The 19,818-nt window shown below is 50.4% G+C and carries 22 protein-coding genes; 8 read left to right on the top strand and 14 right to left on the bottom strand.

Annotated elements, in window-relative coordinates; translation table 11 throughout:
- Positions 1–14: 14 nt before the first annotated feature.
- From rpsG to NEA10_RS02360, 3 genes are all read right to left on the bottom strand, one after another.
- A complete protein-coding gene (gene rpsG, locus NEA10_RS02370; protein WP_252663610.1) occupies positions 15–485 on the bottom strand; it encodes a 30S ribosomal protein S7 in 471 nt (156 codons plus the stop codon).
- 57 nt (positions 486–542) lie between these two features.
- Positions 543–917: a 30S ribosomal protein S12 gene (gene rpsL / locus NEA10_RS02365; RefSeq protein WP_159785182.1), complete on the bottom strand. Its 375-nt coding sequence runs from the start codon at positions 915–917 to the stop codon at positions 543–545.
- A gap of 83 nt (positions 918–1,000) precedes the next feature.
- The gene (locus NEA10_RS02360; protein WP_252663609.1) at positions 1,001–1,366 is read right to left on the bottom strand and encodes a HesB/IscA family protein; all 366 of its coding nucleotides are present in this window, start codon (positions 1,364–1,366) and stop codon (positions 1,001–1,003) included.
- Between the two features lie 352 nt (positions 1,367–1,718).
- Between NEA10_RS02360 and hetR the strand changes: the two genes are divergently transcribed.
- Both hetR and NEA10_RS02350 read left to right on the top strand, forming a co-directional pair.
- Positions 1,719–2,630, top strand: a complete 912-nt coding sequence (gene hetR, locus NEA10_RS02355) for a heterocyst differentiation master regulator HetR (RefSeq protein WP_252663608.1) — start codon at positions 1,719–1,721, stop codon at positions 2,628–2,630.
- A 211-nt stretch (positions 2,631–2,841) separates the two neighbouring features.
- A complete protein-coding gene (locus tag NEA10_RS02350; protein WP_252663607.1) occupies positions 2,842–5,361 on the top strand; it encodes a sigma 54-interacting transcriptional regulator in 2,520 nt (839 codons plus the stop codon).
- Between the two features lie 85 nt (positions 5,362–5,446).
- Here NEA10_RS02350 and gap read toward each other — a convergent pair whose 3' ends face one another.
- Positions 5,447–6,460: a type I glyceraldehyde-3-phosphate dehydrogenase gene (gene gap, locus NEA10_RS02345; RefSeq protein ID WP_252665266.1), complete on the bottom strand. Its 1,014-nt coding sequence runs from the start codon at positions 6,458–6,460 to the stop codon at positions 5,447–5,449.
- Positions 6,461–6,875: 415 nt separating this feature from the next.
- Here gap and NEA10_RS02340 point away from each other — a divergent pair, with 415 nt between their 5' ends.
- Positions 6,876–7,202: an STAS domain-containing protein gene (locus tag NEA10_RS02340; RefSeq protein WP_252663606.1), complete on the top strand. Its 327-nt coding sequence runs from the start codon at positions 6,876–6,878 to the stop codon at positions 7,200–7,202.
- Positions 7,203–7,216: 14 nt separating this feature from the next.
- Here NEA10_RS02340 and NEA10_RS02335 read toward each other — a convergent pair whose 3' ends face one another.
- Complete coding sequence (locus NEA10_RS02335; protein ID WP_252663605.1) at positions 7,217–8,380, bottom strand: PP2C family protein-serine/threonine phosphatase; 1,164 nt, start codon at positions 8,378–8,380, stop codon at positions 7,217–7,219.
- Positions 8,381–8,440: 60 nt separating this feature from the next.
- Here NEA10_RS02335 and NEA10_RS02330 point away from each other — a divergent pair, with 60 nt between their 5' ends.
- Complete coding sequence (locus NEA10_RS02330; protein WP_252663603.1) at positions 8,441–8,875, top strand: ATP-binding protein; 435 nt, start codon at positions 8,441–8,443, stop codon at positions 8,873–8,875.
- Between the two features lie 64 nt (positions 8,876–8,939).
- On the opposite strand, the gene NEA10_RS02325 is transcribed toward NEA10_RS02330, so the two are convergent.
- From NEA10_RS02325 to NEA10_RS02305, 5 genes are all read right to left on the bottom strand, one after another.
- Positions 8,940–9,104 (bottom strand): hypothetical protein, encoded by a 165-nt coding sequence (locus tag NEA10_RS02325; RefSeq protein ID WP_252663602.1) that lies wholly within the window; start codon positions 9,102–9,104, stop codon positions 8,940–8,942.
- A gap of 56 nt (positions 9,105–9,160) precedes the next feature.
- The gene (locus NEA10_RS02320; RefSeq protein ID WP_309494552.1) at positions 9,161–9,424 is read right to left on the bottom strand and encodes a hypothetical protein; all 264 of its coding nucleotides are present in this window, start codon (positions 9,422–9,424) and stop codon (positions 9,161–9,163) included.
- Positions 9,425–9,622: 198 nt separating this feature from the next.
- Positions 9,623–10,252, bottom strand: a complete 630-nt coding sequence (locus NEA10_RS02315) for a ribonuclease H-like domain-containing protein (protein WP_252663601.1) — start codon at positions 10,250–10,252, stop codon at positions 9,623–9,625.
- A gap of 279 nt (positions 10,253–10,531) precedes the next feature.
- Positions 10,532–11,386 carry a type I methionyl aminopeptidase gene (gene map / locus NEA10_RS02310; protein ID WP_252663599.1) on the bottom strand — a complete coding sequence of 285 codons (855 nt, stop codon included), beginning with the start codon at positions 11,384–11,386 and terminating at the stop codon, positions 10,532–10,534.
- Between the two features lie 117 nt (positions 11,387–11,503).
- Positions 11,504–12,010 carry a cupredoxin domain-containing protein gene (locus NEA10_RS02305; RefSeq protein WP_252665264.1) on the bottom strand — a complete coding sequence of 169 codons (507 nt, stop codon included), beginning with the start codon at positions 12,008–12,010 and terminating at the stop codon, positions 11,504–11,506.
- Positions 12,011–12,986: 976 nt separating this feature from the next.
- On the opposite strand from NEA10_RS02305, the gene NEA10_RS02300 reads away from it, so the two are divergent.
- Positions 12,987–14,423, top strand: coding sequence for a hybrid sensor histidine kinase/response regulator (locus tag NEA10_RS02300; RefSeq protein WP_252663597.1), 1,437 nt, complete (start codon positions 12,987–12,989; stop codon positions 14,421–14,423).
- A gap of 4 nt (positions 14,424–14,427) precedes the next feature.
- On the opposite strand, the gene NEA10_RS02295 is transcribed toward NEA10_RS02300, so the two are convergent.
- Together NEA10_RS02295 and NEA10_RS02290 are read right to left on the bottom strand one after the other, a co-directional pair.
- On the bottom strand, positions 14,428–14,883 hold the full coding sequence (locus NEA10_RS02295; protein ID WP_252663596.1) for a VOC family protein: 456 nt from the start codon (positions 14,881–14,883) through the stop codon (positions 14,428–14,430).
- A 54-nt stretch (positions 14,884–14,937) separates the two neighbouring features.
- Entirely contained in the window at positions 14,938–15,456 is a 519-nt protein-coding gene (locus NEA10_RS02290) for a TIGR02652 family protein (RefSeq protein WP_252663594.1), read from the bottom strand.
- A gap of 189 nt (positions 15,457–15,645) precedes the next feature.
- On the opposite strand from NEA10_RS02290, the gene NEA10_RS02285 reads away from it, so the two are divergent.
- The 3 genes from NEA10_RS02285 (at position 15,646) to dnaB (ending at position 17,998) form a co-directional block, all read left to right on the top strand.
- Positions 15,646–16,209 (top strand): gamma carbonic anhydrase family protein, encoded by a 564-nt coding sequence (locus NEA10_RS02285; protein WP_252663593.1) that lies wholly within the window; start codon positions 15,646–15,648, stop codon positions 16,207–16,209.
- A gap of 115 nt (positions 16,210–16,324) precedes the next feature.
- A complete protein-coding gene (locus NEA10_RS02280; RefSeq protein WP_068788194.1) occupies positions 16,325–16,450 on the top strand; it encodes a photosystem II protein Y in 126 nt (41 codons plus the stop codon).
- Positions 16,451–16,612: 162 nt separating this feature from the next.
- On the top strand, positions 16,613–17,998 hold the full coding sequence (dnaB, locus tag NEA10_RS02275) for a replicative DNA helicase (RefSeq protein WP_252663592.1): 1,386 nt from the start codon (positions 16,613–16,615) through the stop codon (positions 17,996–17,998).
- Positions 17,999–18,040: 42 nt separating this feature from the next.
- Here dnaB and NEA10_RS02270 read toward each other — a convergent pair whose 3' ends face one another.
- Both NEA10_RS02270 and NEA10_RS02265 read right to left on the bottom strand, forming a co-directional pair.
- Positions 18,041–18,598: a Uma2 family endonuclease gene (locus NEA10_RS02270; protein ID WP_252663591.1), complete on the bottom strand. Its 558-nt coding sequence runs from the start codon at positions 18,596–18,598 to the stop codon at positions 18,041–18,043.
- A 32-nt stretch (positions 18,599–18,630) separates the two neighbouring features.
- Positions 18,631–19,815, bottom strand: coding sequence for a glycosyltransferase (locus tag NEA10_RS02265; RefSeq protein WP_252663590.1), 1,185 nt, complete (start codon positions 19,813–19,815; stop codon positions 18,631–18,633).
- Between the last annotated feature and the right edge of the window lie 3 nt (positions 19,816–19,818).

Below are 19,818 nucleotides of genomic sequence, written 5' to 3'. Positions count from 1 at the left end.
GCCGCGAGACTGGCTTAGTAACGATAATGAGCAAACGCCTTGTTCGCTTCAGCCATGCGATGGGTCTCTTCCCGTTTGCGGATGGTATTTCCGGTCTCGTTGGCTGCATCCATAAGTTCGTTGGCGAGCTTCATGGCCATGGTCGTTCCCGAACGATTACGGGTCGCTGCAATCAGCCAACGCAGGGCCAAAGCCACCCCACGGTCAGGACGCACTTCCATGGGAACCTGATAGGTTGCGCCACCCACACGACGAGCTTTGACTTCAACTAGAGGCGTCGCGTTGCGAATGGCGGTTTCAAAAACCTCTAAAGGCTCAGAACCCGTGCGCTCTTCAATAATTTTCATGGCATCATAGACAATGTTGGATGCCAAGGATTTTTTACCATGCTGCATGATGCGGCGGGTCATCATGCTGACTAGGCGGCTATTATAAACCGGATCGGGGGGAACCGGACGTTTTTGAACGACTCTGCGACGTGACATAGATTCGGATTGAACTTGTGAAAACGTATAAACTGCGCGGATTCTGTCCTAGGAGAGTTACTCTTTCGGACGCTTGGCTCCGTACTTGGAACGACCTTGGCGACGATCTTTGACACCAGCGGTATCGAGAGTTCCTCGCACAATGTGATAACGGACTCCGGGTAAATCCTTCACACGACCTCCCCGCAGCATCACCACGGAGTGCTCTTGTAGGTTATGACCAATGCCGGGAATGTAGGCGGTCACTTCAAACCCTGAGGTGAGCCGAACCCGCGCCACTTTCCGCAGGGCGGAGTTGGGCTTTTTCGGGGTGGTGGTGTAAACCCGGGTGCAAACCCCACGACGCTGGGGACAGCTTTTCAAAGCTGGCGACTTCGTTTTCTTATGAGCTTTCTTTCGCTCGCTACGCACGAGCTGCTGAATTGTGGGCATGAGTAATGCTAATGAGCGGACGTACGATAAATCTGGAAACAGTCTTCAACTATACCGCGTTTTTGAGCAAGAGTCAACTGCCCTCAGTGAGCGGTCAGATCAGCTTGGGGAACAAAGGAATGTCCACAGCTACAGGTGCGCTCGGCGTGAGGATTATGGAAGCGAAAGCCGCCTCCCATGAGATCTTCTGTGTAGTCAATCGTCAGTCCATCGACGTAGGGTAAGCTTAACACGTCAACGGCGATCGCCACCCCATCACAGGTACAACAGCGGTCATCGCTGCCCGGAGAGGCCTCAAAACTGAGGTCATAGTAGAGTTCAGCACAACCCCCGGATTGCACTCGCACCCGTAACGCCGCCTCAGGACACTGTTGCTTACGTCGCAGGCGCTCCACTTCGGCGATCGCCGCTGGACTCAGAGAAATGCGGATTTCAGATAAGGAACTCATACACAGAACAGGATAAACTTCAAGACGTCAACAGCAAGAGCCAAGTTTGACTCCAGCCACGAGAGCAAGGAAAATCAGCAGAAGAACGAGATCGGATAAGATCTTGGGATAAAGTGAGTATAAGGGGGGAAACTCCTCGAAAAAAGCAGTTCGCCGGCCGGCGATCGCCCAGAACTGCCCTCGCGAGTAAGCCTCCCCACCAGGCGTGCATCCTGATGATCGCTGATGAGAACGCCACTCCCGGCGCTATTCTAAAATCGTCTGATTCTGAGTGCGGACGTTCTCATGAGAGTCGACTCATTGACCGGAGGTCACGGTGACCCCTCCAACACTCATAGCTTCAGGGATTATTATGAATAAAGATACCGATTTGATCGAGCGTCTGAGTCCAAGCGCAATGGATCAAATCATGCTCTATTTGGCATTTATTGCCATGCGGACTAGCGGCCATCGACATGGAGCCTTTCTGGATGCGGCAGCCACGGCAGCTAAATGTGCGATCTACTTGACCTATCTTGAGCAGGGGGAAAACTTGCGGATGACGGGCCATCTGCATCACATCGAACCCCGGCGGGTCAAGGTGATTGTTGAGGAAGTTCGTCAGGCCTTAACAGAAGGCAAACTTCTCAAAATGCTGGGGTCTCAGGAACCTCGCTATTTAATCCAGTTCCCCTATGTCTGGCTGGAACAATACCCCTGGCAACCCGGAAAACCGCGCATTGCGGGGAGCAGCCTGGCACCTGAGGAAAAACGCCAACTGGAACGGAAACTGCCCAAACGCCTACCGGATGCTCAAACCATTAATTCCTTCCAGTTTATGGAATTAATTGAGTTTCTGCACAGCCGCTCCCAAGAGGATCTGCCCACTGAACGCCGGATGCCTTTAAGTGAAGCCTTAGCTGAGCATATCAAACGGCGTTTAATCTATTCAGGGACTGTCACCCGTATTGACTCTCCCTGGGGAATGCCGGTTTATGCCCTCACCCGCGCCTCCTATGCTCCTGCCAACGACGAGGAGCGGAACTATATTATGGTCGAAGATACAGCTCGCTATTTCCGGCTAATGCGGGATTGGACACAACGGCAACCGAGAGCCATGCGTCTGTTGGAAGAGTTGGACATCCCCAGCGATCGCCTCCAAGATGCGTTGACCGAACTCGATGAACTCATCCGGGGTTGGGCGGACAAGTTCCACCAAAAAGGCGGAGAACCCACGATTCTACAAATGGTGCTTGGGGAACGAGACGATAGCTTTATGCCCTAGTCAGTCTCGTCTCTGACCTTAGGACCAGTGTGCATCCGAGGGGGCGAGTCATTGGCTCGCCTCGCTTGACTAGGCGTTGCTGAAAAAAATAGCCGCTGCAACAATGAGGGCCAATAACACTAAAGGAACCCAAAGATTGGCAAGATCGGCAAATGTCATGGTGAATCGCCGCTAGGATAGAACAACAGAATCATAGACGAGGGTTGATCCCATGATAGGTGCAGACCGGATTACCTGGCTCAAAACCCATACCATTCTCCACAAACTCTCTGAGCCGGCTCTGGCTGACTTGAATGAGGTTCTCAGCGATCGCCCCTTAGCTCAGGATGAGATCCTCAGCGAACGGGATCAGCCCCCCGATGGCATTTACATCCTGTATCAAGGTCAACTCCAAAGCGATCGCCCCCAAGGCTCCTATTGCCTCACCGCTGGGACGGTTCTGCACCTACAAGATATCCTCTTAGAGCGTAACAGCAACGAAACCCTAACTGCCCTCTGTGACAGTCAGCTTTGGCAGATGTCCCGAGATGAGTTTAGCCATCTCCTCAATCGCCACAGCGAAATCTCACGGCTATTTTCCCAACAACTGGCCGCTGAACTCGATCGCGTCTCCGCCGAACTCGACTACGAACGACAACGCCAGCGGGAACTGCGGCCGTATCTTATTAACCGGATTCGTCGTGGCATCATCGGCACCAGTCGTTACGCGGTCCGTTTGCGACAAAGCATCAAAAACGCCGCCCAAAGCCGCGACTCCGTCCTCATTTTCGGAGAACCGGGCCTGGAAAAAGACAACATGGCCAGCCTGATTCACTATGGCTCCCCCCAACGGCGAGAACCGATGATTCAGCTCACCAGTAGCCTGCTCCAAACCAGTGGAGCCGATTTATTTGGGCGTGTGAACGGGAAACCCGGACTCCTAGAATGGCTCGGAGAGGGGACTCTTGTACTCAACAACATTCAAGATCTTCCCGAAGAACTGCGAGAACCCATTGCCCAACTACTGAAAACTCAAACCTATCACCCCGTCTCCCGCGATCGCGACCATCCCCCAGTCACCCGCACCTGCCAGGCTCGCATTATCCTCATCTCCGAACGCACCGCCCCAGAATTTACCGACTGCATCGCTCACAGCATCAAAGTTCCCCCGGTTCGGGTACGCAAAACCGATATTAAAGCCCTCGTTGACTACAATCTCAGTCTCTGCTGTCGCAGTCGTGGCATTCCCCAACCCCGAGTCACTCCCGAGGCCATTCGTCGCCTGCAATCCTACGACTTTCCCAATAACTTACGGGAACTCAGTGAACTGGTGAAGCGAGCAGTCACTCAAGCCGATGGAGCAGAAGAACTGACCGAAGAACTATTTTGGTCTCAGGATGACAAAACAACTCGCCTGCGCTTCAATTTGTTAAAAAGTTATCCTCAGCTGCGTCAGTTTCTACGAGGTCAATTTTGGACTGAGGGACTGAACTATGGCATTGTCACCTGGCTGTTTGCTGTGGTGGTGATTTTACTGTTTGTTGGTCCGCAAACCCGTGACCAAAACGTTGCGCTAAACTTATTTTGGGCTTGGTGGTGGCCCCTCATCTTACTGGCTTTTCCCTTTGTGGGACGACTTTGGTGTGCCGTTTGTCCCTTTATGATTTACGGTGAACTGAGTCAAAAACTTTCTCTAAAGCTGTTTCCACGCAAACTCAAACCTTGGCAACGACAGGTAGCCGAACGCTGGGGAGGCTGGTTTTTGTTTGGGCTATTTGCTTTGATTTTTCTTTGGGAAGAACTCTGGCATTTACAAAATACCGCCTATTTGTCAAGCTGTTTGTTACTTTTAATTACCGCCGGAGCTGTTATTTTTTCGCTGCTGTTTGAACGGCGATTTTGGTGTCGCTATCTTTGCCCTATTGGGGGAATGAATGGTCTATTTGCAAAACTATCGATGACGGAATTACGGGCAAAAACGGGGATTTGTTCGGCTGAATGTAGCACCTATCAATGTTATAAAGGGGGACCCGAGAAAGGGGAAGGTCAAGAGACGGGGGGCTGTCCCCTATATTCCCATCCCGCTCAACTGCAAGATAACCGAGATTGTGTCTTGTGTATGACCTGTCTCAAAGCCTGTCCCCATCGCTCGGTGGAGGTGAACCTGCGGCCGCCGGGAATTGAACTTTGGACCACCCATACCCCCCACAGCTACGAAGTGGCGTTACTGTTTTTATTGCTGGGGGGAGTGTTCCTGCGGCGGCTTCCACAACTGCAAGGGTTGTTGGGTTGGTCTTTTAACCTAGAGAGCTTTAGCCAACATTTAGAACTGTCGGTCTTGGCCTTGGTCGTGCCGGCGATCGCCCCCCTACTGGCCTATGCCCTCATACAGGGCATTCACCGGCTCTGGAAGACCCCATTACCCAAGCCCTTTACTACCCTAGCCTATGGCTATCTTCCCCTGGTCTGGGGAGGAAATTTAGCCCATTATCTGCACCTCGGTTTAGGAGAAGCTGGGCGTGTCTTACCAGTCACCCTAGCCACCTTTGGCATGAGTGGAGCCAATCTCCCCATCTGGGTCGCTGACCCAGCGGTCATCAGCTTCTTACAAGGAACCCTGCTAATCGTCTCAACCCTCTTAAGCCTCATCCTGACCCAGAAAATTGCCCGAAAATCCTGGCGCTTTCTACTCCCACAACATTTGAGTGCGATCGCCCTCGGTTGGAGTCTCTGGGCCATCATTCTGCCCTAACACAAGACCCCAGTTGCGAGAGTGTTGGCAACTGGGGTCTAAATCTAGAGCTAGAACCTAGTCATCCCAGGTCGGAGACAGTGAACTATCCCTTGGCCACCATCGTCAAGATGAGGTCAATGGTGCGGTTGGAATAGCCCCATTCGTTGTCATACCAGGAGACCACCTTAAAGAAATTGCCATTCAACTCCATACCCGCCGTAGCATCAAAAATACTGGAATGGGGGTCAGTGGTGAAGTCCGTGGAGACCACCGGGTCTTCCGTGTAGGCGAGAACCCCCTTCATGGGGCCCTCAGCCGCTTGTTTCATAGCCGCACAGATATCCGCGTAGCTGGTGGTTTGTTCCGTGCGGAAGGTTAAATCCACCACCGACACATCCGGGGTGGGAACCCGGAAGGCCATCCCCGTCAGGCGACCCTGGAGCACGGGAAGCACCAAACCGACGGCCTTGGCCGCCCCAGTAGAGGCAGGGATAATGTTTTGCGGCGCTCCTCGGCCACCCCGCAGGTCTTTCTGACTGGGACCATCGACGGTCGGCTGGGTCGCAGTCATGGCGTGAACCGTGGTCATTAAGCCCTCGGCTAGGCCAAAATTATCCTGAATGACCTTAGCAATGGGTGCTAAGCAGTTAGTGGTACAACTGGCATTGGAGACAATGGGATGTTGACTGGGGTCATACTCGTCATCGTTCACCCCCATGACGAGGGTTTTAACCTTCTCTGGGTCCTTTGTGGGAGCCGAGATGACCACCCGCTTCGCGCCGGCCTCCAGGTGTTTAGAGGCTTTGTCGTAGGTGGTAAACAGCCCCGTGGACTCAATCACATACTCAGCCCCGTACTTGGCCCAGGGGAGTTGAGCGGGATCTCGTTCCGAGGTACAGGGAATGAATTGTCCATCGACGACAATTCCATCGGGTTTAGCTTCGACGGTTCCCTGAAAGCGGCCGTGAGTCGAATCGTATTTGAGGAGATAGGCCAGGCTTTGCGGGGGAACTAAGTCGTTAATCCCGCAAAATTCAATGTCTGGGTTTGCCAGTCCAGCTCGAAACACTAAACGTCCGATGCGACCGAAGCCATTGATTCCAACTTTGACCATGATGATAATTCCTTTAACGCAGATGTAATGAGCAGCATCCCAGAGTCCAGTTGAGGTATACTCCTTAACTCCGTCAGGTGGGGGAAACCCCAAGCTGGGGGAGATGGTGGCAGGTTTTGAAAGCGCTGTAGGGCAGCGTGGAGACTCCTCCTAGGGGACTATCGTTACAATATCGCGATTCTTAGGCTATCCTGGCGGTAGGCCAACGGCTGAATCCCTTAAGAGACTGGTGATACACCGATTAAAGCTGGCAATTTAGTCGATGTATGACTTTAGGAAAGCTTTAAGGTTGCGATCGCCCCACGGGGATGCTCAGCAGTAGCCGTAGCAGTTAACTCGATGGGATTTGGGAATTGTCCGCCCCGAAGTGAGACACTGGTCTTGAGGTGAGCATGTCAAATACATTGATGAAATGTCTATGAACCCTGATGAAATCAAAATCGTTCAACCGGATGGTCTTCTTGATAGTGTCAAGGCCAGTGAAGTCCGGCGAGAAATTGGCGAATGTCTAGAAACCGGTGTCAAAGTGATTCTCTTGGACTTGAAGGATGTCACCTTCATCGACAGTTCCGGCTTGGGGGCTCTGGTCTCAGCTCTCAAGACTGTCCGGGCCGCTGAGGGCAAGATGTTTGTTTGCTCGATTAGCGATCAAGTCAAAATTCTGTTTGAACTCACCAGTATGAACCGTGTTTTCAAAATCTTTAGCGATCGCCGGGAATTCGAGGAATCGATGTTGTCCTCCTAAGGCTCACCCCCAGTTCATGTAAACCTCAGTTGCAAGAGTGAGACATCATCATCGAAGGGGTGATGGTTACAGAGGTTTTGCAAATGCTCAAACACCGACTTGAGGGCCAAATCGTCAGTGGTGCTGGCTTGGCTTAGCCAGTCCGCAAAGGCGTCGAGACCCCAAACTGTGCCATCACTCTGAGGCAACTCATAGACCCCATCACTAAAAATATACAGTTGACTCGACGGGGCAACTGTACAGGAGTCGCTGTCATAGTCAAGATCTGGGAACATGCCAATGGGTAAATTGGGGGTATTGAGCCGGCTTAACCGGGGACTCGATTCAGAGGTTGCACTACCCCGAGGATTTAACAGCAAGGCCGGTGGATGCCCGGCACTGGCATAGGTGAGAGTTCGCGTGCGCTGGTTATAGACTCCGTACCAGATGGTGAAGTACTTTTCTTCATAGAAGCGGCCCGAGGAACTGGTCTGAAACGCTTGGTTGAGGGCTCCGAGGACTTGAGTGGGATCCTGAAAATTAGTTCGGGGAAGGGAACGCGATCGCAACATGTTGAGGACTGACACGGACAGAAGTGCCGCCCCCACCCCATGGCCCGACACATCCACCAAGTAAATGGCCAAGGAGTCCTCATCTAGCCATTGAAAGTCATAACAATCGCCCCCGAGTTGTTGGCAGGGGACAAAACACGCTTCGATACGAACTGCGCTATGATGGCGGGAAACTGGGAGAAGCGATCGCACATAGCCGGCGGCTTCGGATAACTCAGCCTCCAACATTTGTTTCTGCTTCTGGAGGTCTTGGCTGAGTTGACGAATCCTTAGGCCAGCTCGCACTCTGGCTTTGAGTTCATCCATATCAATGGGTTTAGCCAGAAACTCATCGGCCCCAGTATCAAGTCCCATCACCCGGTCTTCCACGGCTCCGCGAGCTGTGAGTAAGATGAAAAAGGTGGTGGATAAGGCTTTCATGGCCTTGGTTTGACGGCAGACCTCCAGTCCATCCACCCCAGGCATCATCCAGTCACAGATAATGAGCTTAGGATGGAGACGTTTGGCCAGATCAATCCCCTCCTGGCCGTTTTTGGCCACAGCAACATCATAGCCCTGTTGCTTGAGAGTACGGGTGACAATCAGGCGAGCTGTTGGGTCGTCGTCGATTAGGAGGATCGGAGTCATGATCAAGAAACAGACCGCAAGTTTTTGAATGAAGCTGAGGATCTTATCGCTTTGGACATTGTGAGCAAATTTCCCCTCTCCGCATCATTGCGTGTTCCCACGGATCTTAGCGCGTTAGCTCGCGTTTTGGATTGGTTTGATGGTTTGGAGTCCCCCATTGTTCCACAACGGATTTGGTTGCAACTCAAGACAGCATTAGCTGAAGCCTTTACCAATGCTGTCCGACACGCTCATCAGGGTGAGTCGGCGTTGACGGTGGAGATCCACTTTGAACAAACGGCAGAATTTTTACGACTCAAGGTCATCGACTGCGGCCCTAGGTTCGACTTGGAAGCCAAGTTACAGGACTTACCCGATGTCGATCTCAATGCAACAGGGGGCCGAGGCTTACGCCTGATGGATTGTATTGCTGATGAGTTATGCTATACTCGTCTTGAGGATAATCGGAACTGTTTATCTCTTCTCAAACGCTACCAGATTCAGTCTGGGTCTTAACCCCAACCCCCAGGGTAAGACAGCGTACTCCTGGAGAGCGGCATGGGAGAGTTTTAGGAGACGGTCAGTCTCCCATGCCCCAAGACAGTAAAGATATTACTACAATCAGCCAAAACCAACGCGGTAACGAGACGGCATCCCAAAGTGAGATGGGAATTTCCACAAAAAACAAATTCCCGAACCAACCTAACAGGGTCAGTAGGGCAATCAGAAGCAAAATAAACGGCATAACCAATAGGCGGAATCGGTAGTCCTTGTATTCTAGGACAGCCAGGGGGATACGGATTACACCCCAGAGACTAACTCTTCAGTGACTCTTGGCGGTTGAGTCTTCGCCGGGGGATCAATGGCGATTCGTCCCTTGACCACGGCCCGCAACAGCCGGTCAATGGAGCGCTGTTCCTCTTCACTTAAGGACTCATCGAGGATGGCTGCTTTTAAACCATATCGGTCTAAAACTGTAAGCTTCCCGGTTGTTCGTGCTGATACTAGAATTTCACCGATCGCTCCTGGAATTAGCATGGTTGATTTCGCGGAACGATTAGACATGGTCGTGCTATCCCTTATAGCCAGGTTCCTAAAAGAGTCTTCCTTATTGTGGCAAAGTGTGTCTCCAACAGAGGTGATATCCAACGCCACGATTAAGTGAGTTAGATCGAAATTTTTAGCGATCGCAATAACTCTAAACTTGTGATTGCGATCGCAGACAAAGGGGCTTAACGACAAAACCCTTGTTTAGCCGAGCTATTAATGCTCAAACACATTGGAGTAGTGCCATAAATCTAAGGTCACAAAGACGGGAATTGCGGCAAAACAGTCCTGAGCAAGCTGCCAACGCTCTTCTCGCTGTAACATCAGGGTTAACGTCTGTTTCAGAGAAATCAGATAGCGAACATCATTCGCCGCGTAGCTTAACTGCTCATCAGAGAGGTTAGCCGCATTGCCCCAATCAGAACTTTGGGCCCGTTTATCCAGTTCCACCCCTTCCAGTTCCATGACCAAGGCTTTCAAGCCATGAGACGAAGTATAGGTGCGAGCCAACTTGCTAGCAATTTTGGTGCAAAAAATGGGCTGAGTATAAATGCTAAGCTGCTGTTGTAGCATCGCCACATCAAAGCGAGCAAAATGAAAAATCTTCTCAACCGTCGCCATCTCCAGTAATTGCTTCAGACGAGGTGCTTGAGTTTGGCCCCGTTGAATCCGCACCACCGTCACCATGCCAGAGTTGTCACACAATTGCACCAAACAGAGGCGATCGCGGGCCGGCAGTAACCCCATGGTTTCCGTATCCACCGCCAGCACCGAACCTTGGCCATACCGATTCAACAGCTCCTCATCGAGATCACCATCACAGACACGAAAATTCTCTAAACTCATTGGAGATTACCCCATACATCGGATCGATTCAGGGGCAATCATATAGCAGGGAACCGGGACGGGGAAACCCGAGACCTCAGAACCAGGGGGAATCGCACCAAAAAAACCGCCTTCCTCCAGTCCCAGAGAAAAGCCGTTATGGCTAAGGCGATGCGATCGCCACTTCAGTCGGTAGTCGTTGGGGGATCAGGAGACGTTCCGGGATCAATAAAAAGGAGGGGACTCCCCCTCCGATTCATGAATGGCGATGATCGCACCACCCTGTCCGATCATGGGTGATTAGACCTTGGTGCGATCGGTCAGGATTTCGTAACCATCGTCGGTGACGAGAACGGTATGTTCAAACTGGGCCGAGAGGGAGTTATCCACCGTAACCGCTGTCCACTTATCACCAAGGATACGATTGTGTTTTGACCCTTGGTTGACAATGGGTTCAATCGCCAGAGTCATCCCAGCCCGGAGTTTGACGTTTGGCATTTCCCGAGTACGGAAGTTGAACACGGAGGGTTCTTCATGGAGGTTGCGGCCGACTCCATGACCGGTAAACTCTTCCACAACACTATAGCCATGGGCTTCGACGTGATCTTGAATGGCTCCGGCTAGGTCGAGGAGATAGGCACCGGCTTTGACTTCTTCGATACCTTTATACAGGGCTTCTTCAGCGACTCGGATCAGCCGGGCGGCTTCGTCGGTCACCTCGCCTACGGCGATGGTGATGCAGGAGTCTCCATGAAAGCCTTGGAAAAAGGCACCGGTATCGACTTTTAGGACATCCCCTTCCCGAATGACCTTTTTCTTGTTGGGGATTCCATGGACGACCTCATTATTAATGCTGGAGCAAATTGAGGCGGGGAAGCCGTGGTAGCCTTTAAAGCTGGGTTTTGCTCCCATTTCCCGAATCCGCTTCTCGGCATGGGCGTCGAGATCGGCGGTGGTCATGCCAGGTTCAACGAGTTGGGAAATTTCTTTGAGGACGGTGGCGACGATTTTGGCGGACTGTCGCATAATCTCGATTTCCCGTTTCGATTTGATTTCGATACGGCGACGTTGCTTTTTCAGTCCAGGGAGTTGGGAGGTTTGACGGGAGGGCTTAGGAGGGCTGGGAGCAGAGAGTAAATCGCTAAAGATATTCATGGAGTCTTTAAGATCGGGTGAGTTGGAGGTGAGGGGTTGGCATGGAAACCCAGATATCACCTCGGAGAAAGCGGTCTTTGTTCTAAGGTAACAGATTGTGCTGTTTGGGGTTGAGGGTTAGACGGAGTCTATGGAGCGGGGGTGAATGGTTAAGCGTCCGGTCATTCCGGCTTCAGCATGGCCAGCAATGGTGCATTCCAGGTCGTACTGGCCGGGTTTCTCGGGAACGAGGACCCATTCGGCTTTGGCGTTGGGTTTCAGTTCGAGTTCTCGTACGGTTCCTTTAACTTCAACGCCGGCGGCTTCAACTTTGCGAGTCCAACTGACGGCGGCGAAGTTGGGGGCGCTGAAGTAGTGTTTTTCGGGACTGGGGTTGTCTAGGATGAGGCGGTAGGTTTGACCCACAACGAGATCGAGGTGATTGGGGTAGAACATTAGCTGTCCTTGGCGATCGCCCAGGCTGATGTGCAGGTCCCTGGCATCAATACGGGCTAGCTGCGGCCCAGCCTGGGTTACAGCGGCTTGAGCGGGGCTGGGGTTGATGAGGGCGATCGCCAGGAACATCCCCATACCAACGACGAAACTGGACATCATTCGGGAAAACATGGGATAACGTTGTCGCATTTTCACAACCTTTAATTGATTTTTGCTAGAATTTCTTATAGTTCTTTAACAACTATACGGGTTTCATCTATTTTTTGGCAAATAAATATCCTTTAATCTTTAATTAGCGATTTAAGGATATATTGTCAAAACTCCTACTTTTTCCAGGGGAGACGAAAACTGAAGATCAATCGAGTCTTGCTAGTTTTAACCTTCATCATAAATTCCTTGAAAGCTATATTAAGTAAAACAAAGATATGTTTTTAAAAATGTATTGATTCAAACAAAATTGAATATACAATACATTTATTAGTTACCCTAATTTACCTCAAGGCTATGAGTGATAAGTGGTTTTCCGTAGATATTGGCTGACAGATATTCGAGGGCATTTTAATTTGAAGTCTGGCAACGGTCGTTCGTCAAAAGTCAAAGTTCTTAGAGACCATTAGGACTGTCCATCGAATGCTTTTAAACCACAATTTGTGCTGATTAAATCAATAAAAGACCGTTTTTGATAGTTTAATCTAATGTTTTCAAACAGTAACTGATGGCAACTAAATCAATATAAAGACCGTTTTTGACATTTCATTTCTGCGTATAGATACTTAGATATACATCAGTATTTTTACCGAACCTAAAGTGCATAAAAATACGGACTAACCCCACTGATTCACAACTCTAGACCTAACCATAATAGCTTGGAAAACGGCTTGACAAGAGTCCCTATTGATATTTATCATGGAACCATGAAAATCAGAAATTAGACCTTTCTGTTATTGAGAAGAAAATTTAAAGCCTTAAATATCCCTGGATTTAGGGTCAAAATGAGGAGATTTATCTAAAAGTTTCATCCAATATATTGGAAAATTGTTTCAAATCCGTAAAAACTGTATTAAAGGCTACGTCTTCTAGACAGCAAATGCTGTTAACGTAGAGCCCATCGGAGTCTTAGAGCAGGACTGAAAACTATCTAGAAAAATGACCATAGGGGTTCACCATGAATACACAGACATTAACTTCCCCGGAGGCGGACGATCTTCTCGACTCCCCTGTAATCTTATCTAAGGATGTGATTCTGGTAATTGATGATTCGCCCTGCTTATTGGCAGCAATCTTACGCAAATACGGGTATACGGTCTTTACAGAAACTCGGAGTCAGAACGCTCACGTAGCTGTATTAGACCATCAGCCTGATCTAATTTTGCTGGATATTAATATGCCGGGTGAGGATGGGTACTCAGTTTGTAAAACCCTAAAAGCCTCTCCCGAAACCTGTGATGTACCAGTCATGTTTATCAGCGCACGCAATGAGACTCTAGATAAGATCCAGGCCTTTCAAGTTGGGGCAGCAGATTATATCAGCAAACAATTTCAGTTTTCGGAGACCCTCGTGAGAATTGAAACGCAACTCAACCAGAGGCGACTCCAAAAACGGCTCATGGCCTCAGAAGCGCAAGCTCGGGAAAAGTCGCAACAGCTGAGTCAGGCTTTGGCCCAAATCCAGGAAACCCAATCACAACTGGTTCACCAGGCCAAAATGTCCAGCCTAGGACAGTTAGTCGCGGGAGTAGCCCACGAAATCAATAATCCAGTAAACTTTGTCTATGGCAATTTGACCTACATTGCCGAGTATACAGAACATCTAATAGAGTTACTGGAGTTATATCAACAGGCTCTACCCAACCCCACTCCGGAGATTGAAGAGAAAATTGAAGAGGTGGATTTAGACTTTATTGAGGCTGATTTACCGCGCCTCGTGGGGTCGATGCGCGTTGGAACCGAGCGTATTCAAGAGATTGTCCGTTCCCTGCGGAACTTCTCCCGTCTAGATGAATCCGATCTTAAATCGGTAGATGTACATCAGGGTTTGGAAAATACCCTGGTGATTCTGCAACATCGCCTTAAAGCGAGCGGCGACTGTGCTGAAGTGAATGTGGTTCGTTCCTATAGTGATCTGCCCCTGTTGGAATGCTATGCAGGACAATTAAATCAGGTCTTTACCAACATCTTGGCCAACTCCATTGATGCCTTGGAGGAGAAACGGAAACGGGTCAGTGATGGGCTGACGGACGAGGCTCCTGAGATCACAATTGAAACCAAGCGCGTCGGCTTAGACCGCATCTGCATCAGCATCGCTGATAATGGGGAAGGAATGCCGGAGTCAGTGCGTAACCGTGTTTTTGATCCCTTTTTCACCACTAAAGATATTGGCGTGGGTACAGGGTTAGGAATGTCTATCAGTTATCAGATTGTTACCGAACGTCATGGCGGGCAGCTATCCTGCGATTCAGGTCTCGGCCAAGGAGCCCGCTTTGAGATTGAACTTCCACTGCGGGCCGCTAAAGTGGGAGCGAGTCCCCATCTCCAAGATTCTGGTTATGGTGGTGAGCCTTCGATGACCCCTACGAATTTGGTTGAACAACAGGTCTCATAGTTTTTCACGTGGGAGTTTTCAGTTGGCGTAGGAACTCCAAGGGTAATCCATCAGAATCAGCGATAAAGGCCACTTCATAGAGGCGATCGCCGATTTGTTGTTGTTCAGGTTCTAGGAGAATCTTCAGAGGCTGAATCTGTTGAGGCTGTTCCCGGGCGGCTTGCTGGAATTGTTGACGTAACCCTTCTAACCAGGTGGGTAAGTCTTGCTGGGTTTGGGCCAGACGTTGACTGAGATCGAAGGAGAGATGATAGTAACCGACATAATGCTCATCCCCAAAGGCATCGGCTGCCGGTTTAGGCTCGGGAATTTGGATCAGTTCAAGGCGTCCCTGTAGGCCTTCGAGCCAACAGGCCAGGGTATAGCCTGTTGTAAACCGCTCACAGACCGTAAATCCAAGTTCTTCATAGAAACGGATAGCGCGGTGAATATCAGCGGTGCGAATTGAGGCGTGGTGCATTGAGGATGGCTACAGAATGACAGGAGTGGGGAATCTAGAGGAGTTTGGCAAGACCTATTCAAACAGGCGAAAGTAGGGATAACGCACGGGAACCCCTGGTTCTTTTTCTAAATCGAAGTTGATGACCTCCCAGCAGGGTTCATCCTGAGCCTCGGGGCTAAAGCTGACGGGAAGTCCGTAGAGTTTCGTGAGGGGGCTGTCGCTGCGATCGCGCCAGGGGCTACCTCGCTCAAGATAAGCCGCCATCAACTCCCGATAGCGGGCTGCAATGACGATGCGCGTGGCTCGGTAACCTTGGGTATACAGGCGATCGAGGGCTTCGTGAATTTCAAAACGAATCCCATCAGGGTGAGTATGTTGGCGATACCATTGATGATTCCATAAACGCCAATGTCGATTGGATTGGAGATGCACCAGTTCCCCAGTTTTGGGATCAGCTTCAAACGCGCCGTGACGGGGACAAAGATAGGTATCCGTCAAGGTCAACGCCGGAATTTTCTGCCGACAGTGGGGACATTCAATCTCCGGTCCAAAGATGGGATACTGAGAGCTTGGATCGGTAAAATAGTCCATGCAATAATCGTACTCACTCGACGATAGACGAGAACAACGTCCCGCTAATGACCCCAGCCGTCCGATGGGGAGGGCACATCCGGGCCGTTATTGGGAAAGGTTTTCGCCTAACTCTTATCTTAACCCGCCGCTGAGATTCTGCTGCTGACCCAGCCAGGAATCGGATTCGCCCCTCGTTTTTTTAGTGTTATGACCTCTTCTGCTCATCTCCCGTCTAATCTGCCAACCTATTGGCCGCCTGTCGATTGCTCCCAGGCCAGTTTTGTGGCGGCCAATGCCACCCTATTGGGGGATGTGATTTTGGAGGTGGGGGCCAGTGTTTGGTATGGCGCGGTGATTCGTGGGGATGTGGTCTCGATTCGGGTGGGGGCTTCGAGTAATGTGCAAGATGGGGCGATTCTCCATGGGGATCCTGGGGAACCGCTAGTGTTAGAGGAGTTGGTGACGGTGGGCCATCGTGCGGTGATTCATAGTGCTTATGTGGAACGGGGGTGTTTAGTGGGGATTGGTGCGACGATCTTAAATGGTGTGCGTGTGGGAGCGGGAAGTATTATTGGAGCGGGGGCTTTGGTGACGAAGGATGTACCAGCGCGATCGCTGGTGTTGGGGGTTCCGGGCAAGGTGGTGCGTCCGCTGTCTGAGGAGGAGGTCTTGGATTTGCTCGATCATGCTCGCAAGTATGAGCGGTTAGCCCGGGTTCATGCTGGAACTGGCTCCGATTTAGGCTTCCAAGAGCCAGCCTCTGAGGCGTAAACACCCCCAATTTGGCCCGAGACCTCGGAGGCTGGGATGAAATGGGGCATAATGGGGATATAATGGATACCCGAAGAACGGTATTTAAGATTTTTTTAAGATAGGAGTAGGTTCTATGGATTTTGATTGGCGCTTACTGGTCGTCCTCGGTCCGATCGCGATCGCCCTCGGCTGGGCATTGTTCAACATTGGTCAAGCCGCTTTGGGACAAGTCCAAAACTACCTCAACCGTCAAAGTTAAGGGAAACTTCGGAACTATAATCCCGTGATACAGTGAGTCCGGTGGCATTCTGCGCAAGCAAGGCTACCGGATTTTTGCTGAGAAGGCTACGTCTCGTCGGTGCTTCCAGCGGGCCCTAGCCTGGGTTTATCCGAGATTTCTCTCTCTCGCTCTATCAGAATTATGGTCTTAGACGTCCAAGGGTACGACATCGACAAACTCCCCCCCCAGAACATTGAAGCGGAAGAAGCGATTTTAGGGGGAATTTTACTCGACCCGGAAGCCATCAATCGGGTGGTAGAAGTCTTGACAGCAGAAGCATTTTATGTTAAAAACCATCAAACCATTTTTGAAGCGGCCCAGGGCTTACATCGTCTAGGACAACCGACGGATTTGATTAGTGTCACCGCCTGGTTGCGCGATCGCGATCTCTTAGAACAAGTGGGAGGACAAGGGAAACTGGCTCAACTGGTTGAGCGTACCGTCTCAGCCGTCAACATTGACCAGTATGCAGCTTTGGTGATGGATAAATATTTCCGTCGCCAGCTCATTCAAGCAGGACAGGAAATTGTCGGTTTAGGTTATCAAGCGGCAACTCCCCTGGAAACGGTTTTAGATAATGCTGAACAAAAGATTTTTTCCATTACCCAAAAGCGTCCTCAACAGGACTTAGTTCCTCTATTTGAAACTCTAATTCAGACTTTTCAAGAGTTAGAAACACAAATCGAAACCCAAGCTCAACCAGGATTTTTATCAGGATTTTATGACCTAGACGCTATGACTGGGGGCTTTCAAAGTTCAGATTTAATTATTATTGCCGGGCGGCCATCAATGGGTAAAACCGCCTTCAGTTTAAATATCGCCCGCAACTTAGCTAATAGCTACGAATTGCCCATCGCCGTCTTCAGTTTAGAAATGTCTAAGGGGCAGTTAGTCCAGCGACTCCTCTCCAGCGACTCAGGAATTGAAAGTAATCGGCTGCGGGCCGGCCGCGTCAGTCAAAATGAATGGGAGCCCTTGAGTAAGGCCTTAGCGTCCCTCTCAGAAATGCCAATTTTTATTGATGATACCGCCAATATCACCGTTACCGAAATGCGTTCAAAATGCCGACGCTTGCAGGCGGAACAGGGAAAACCCCTAGGCTTAGTCTTATTAGACTATTTGCAACTGATGGAGGGGGCTGGCGATAACCGAGTTCAGGAATTATCACGGATTACACGATCCCTTAAAGGATTAGCGCGTGAACTCAATGTTCCAGTGATTGCCCTCTCCCAGTTAAGCCGTGGCGTTGAAGCGCGAACCAATAAACGACCGATGATGTCTGACTTGCGGGAAAGTGGTTCTATTGAGCAGGATGCGGACTTAGTGGCTATGCTCTATCGTGATGAATACTATAACCCAGATACGCCCGATCGCGGCATTACGGAACTCATTATTGCCAAACACCGTAACGGGCCGACAGGGGTGATTAAACTCCTATTCGACCCTCAATATACCCGCTTCCGCAACCTAGCCAATCCGGGTCGTCCCCTCTCAGGGGGGTCCTATGGTCAACTTCCACCGGGTTAAGTGGCCAAGGAACAACTATCCCAGATACTCCGAGCTGATTCCCTAAAGGGTCAACCAGCCTAAAATATCGCCAACGGTTAGAGACAAATCAAGTCCCTCTAAAACCGGAAGTTTTGCATCTTGACTAAAGACATCAAGGCGTTGATTCTCACTAATTACCAGAACCGTTGCTTCTTCTGGGTTAATCAACCAGCCAAGCTGAGTTCCCTGTTGGCAAGCCTGTAATATTTTGTTTAACACCTGGGTTGTACTTTGCTGAGGCGAGAGGATTTCAATCATCCAATCGGGATAGGTGTTAAACCGGTTGGCAATTCGTCCGCTGTCGTTTTTTGGGATGCGTTCCCAGCGGAATACCGCAATATCGGGAACAAGAGAACGGTCTGCAAACGTACAGCGCAATTCAGGAAACGCCAAGGCGATTTTTTGCGGTCGCGTGACCTGGTTGATTGCTTCACATAATGCACCTTGAATTAGACTATGTTCACCTTGAGGCATGGGCTTTTGTGAGATTTTACCGTTGATATATTCCGAGGCAGGCTTAGTTTCAGGACGTTCTAAAAAGTCCGTTAAGCTTAGATTTTTTTGGATAGTTTCAACCATGATAACTCCTGGAAAGTTAGCTTTGTCAGAATTTATACAGGAACAACATCCGAAAAGTGTTCCATCGATGACCAAAGCACATTGACTAAATGGTCAACGGTCTTACTCCAAGTATAGTTGTTCTGGACAAACTGAGGACCTAGGCGATTCGCATGATTCCGGAAATCTTGGTCATCGATAACTCGTTCCATAGCGGCAACTAAAGCCTCAATGCTAGGACTCAAGAGAAGTCGTTGTTCGCCACAAATCTCTTGCCAAATTTGTTCAGCCTCAACCCGGATAGCAAAGGAGGATTGCGTGAAATCATCCGTGGGACCGCCAGCGGTGCAAATGACGGGAGTTCCACAGGCGATCGCCTCTAACACCGGTAAATTAAACCCCTCCGCCAAATAGGGCGAAATATAAGCATCTGCCCCTTGATAGAGTTGTACCACCTCAGCAAAGGATAAATCTTGTCCGATGTAGGCTAACTTCCCTAAAACGCGATCGCGTTCCTGAGGCGCTAACACCTCATTTAACGCCGATTGGACATAGGTTTGCGACCCATATAACCCCGTAGTTCCCTTTAAAACCAAGCGGGCCTGTGGGTGACGCAGAACCACTTGGGCAAAGGCTTTCAGTAACGGGCGAATCCCTTTGCGGGGATGCTGGGAACTGACATTCAGGAACACAAACTCGTCCCCAATCCCCAAGTGACGACGCAAGGCCTGGCGTTCCTCTCCAGCCAGGGGATAACAAATCTGAGGATTCACCCCCAGGGGAACCACCCGAATGCGGTTCCCATCGGCCCCACTATTAATAAACCCCTGGCGAGACCAATTGGAGGCGGTGAGAATCGTCGCCTCACTCTGGCGATGGGCCTGACCAAAATCCTGCACCCCCATACATTGGACCATGGCATTATGGACTTTGCCATATTCCGTCAAACCAAACACCACCAGATGGCGGGAATGGTTCGACGGGGAAAAGTCGAAGGGCATGTGCATCCGCAAAACCGCTTCACTTTGCAGGGAGTCAGGCGGTTCAGGAATGGCCCGCAAACGGGCTTCCTCTTCAGGAGAGAGGAGTCCCGTAGCAGCCTGCCAATCTAGCAAATAGGGCATTTCCCGATGGTACAGTTGCACATCGGGGCGGTTGAGAAGTTCCAGGAGTTGGAACTGGTTAACAACGGCGTAGGATTGGGAAATAAACCGCCAACCTTCGACAATTAAGCGCATAGG

Origin of the sequence: Phormidium yuhuli AB48 (genome assembly GCF_023983615.1) — a bacterium.
Taxonomy (GTDB): domain Bacteria; phylum Cyanobacteriota; class Cyanobacteriia; order Cyanobacteriales; family Geitlerinemataceae; genus Sodalinema; species Sodalinema yuhuli.
Note: the sequence above shows the minus strand (reverse complement) of the source record. Positions and strands in the feature narration are given on the sequence as shown.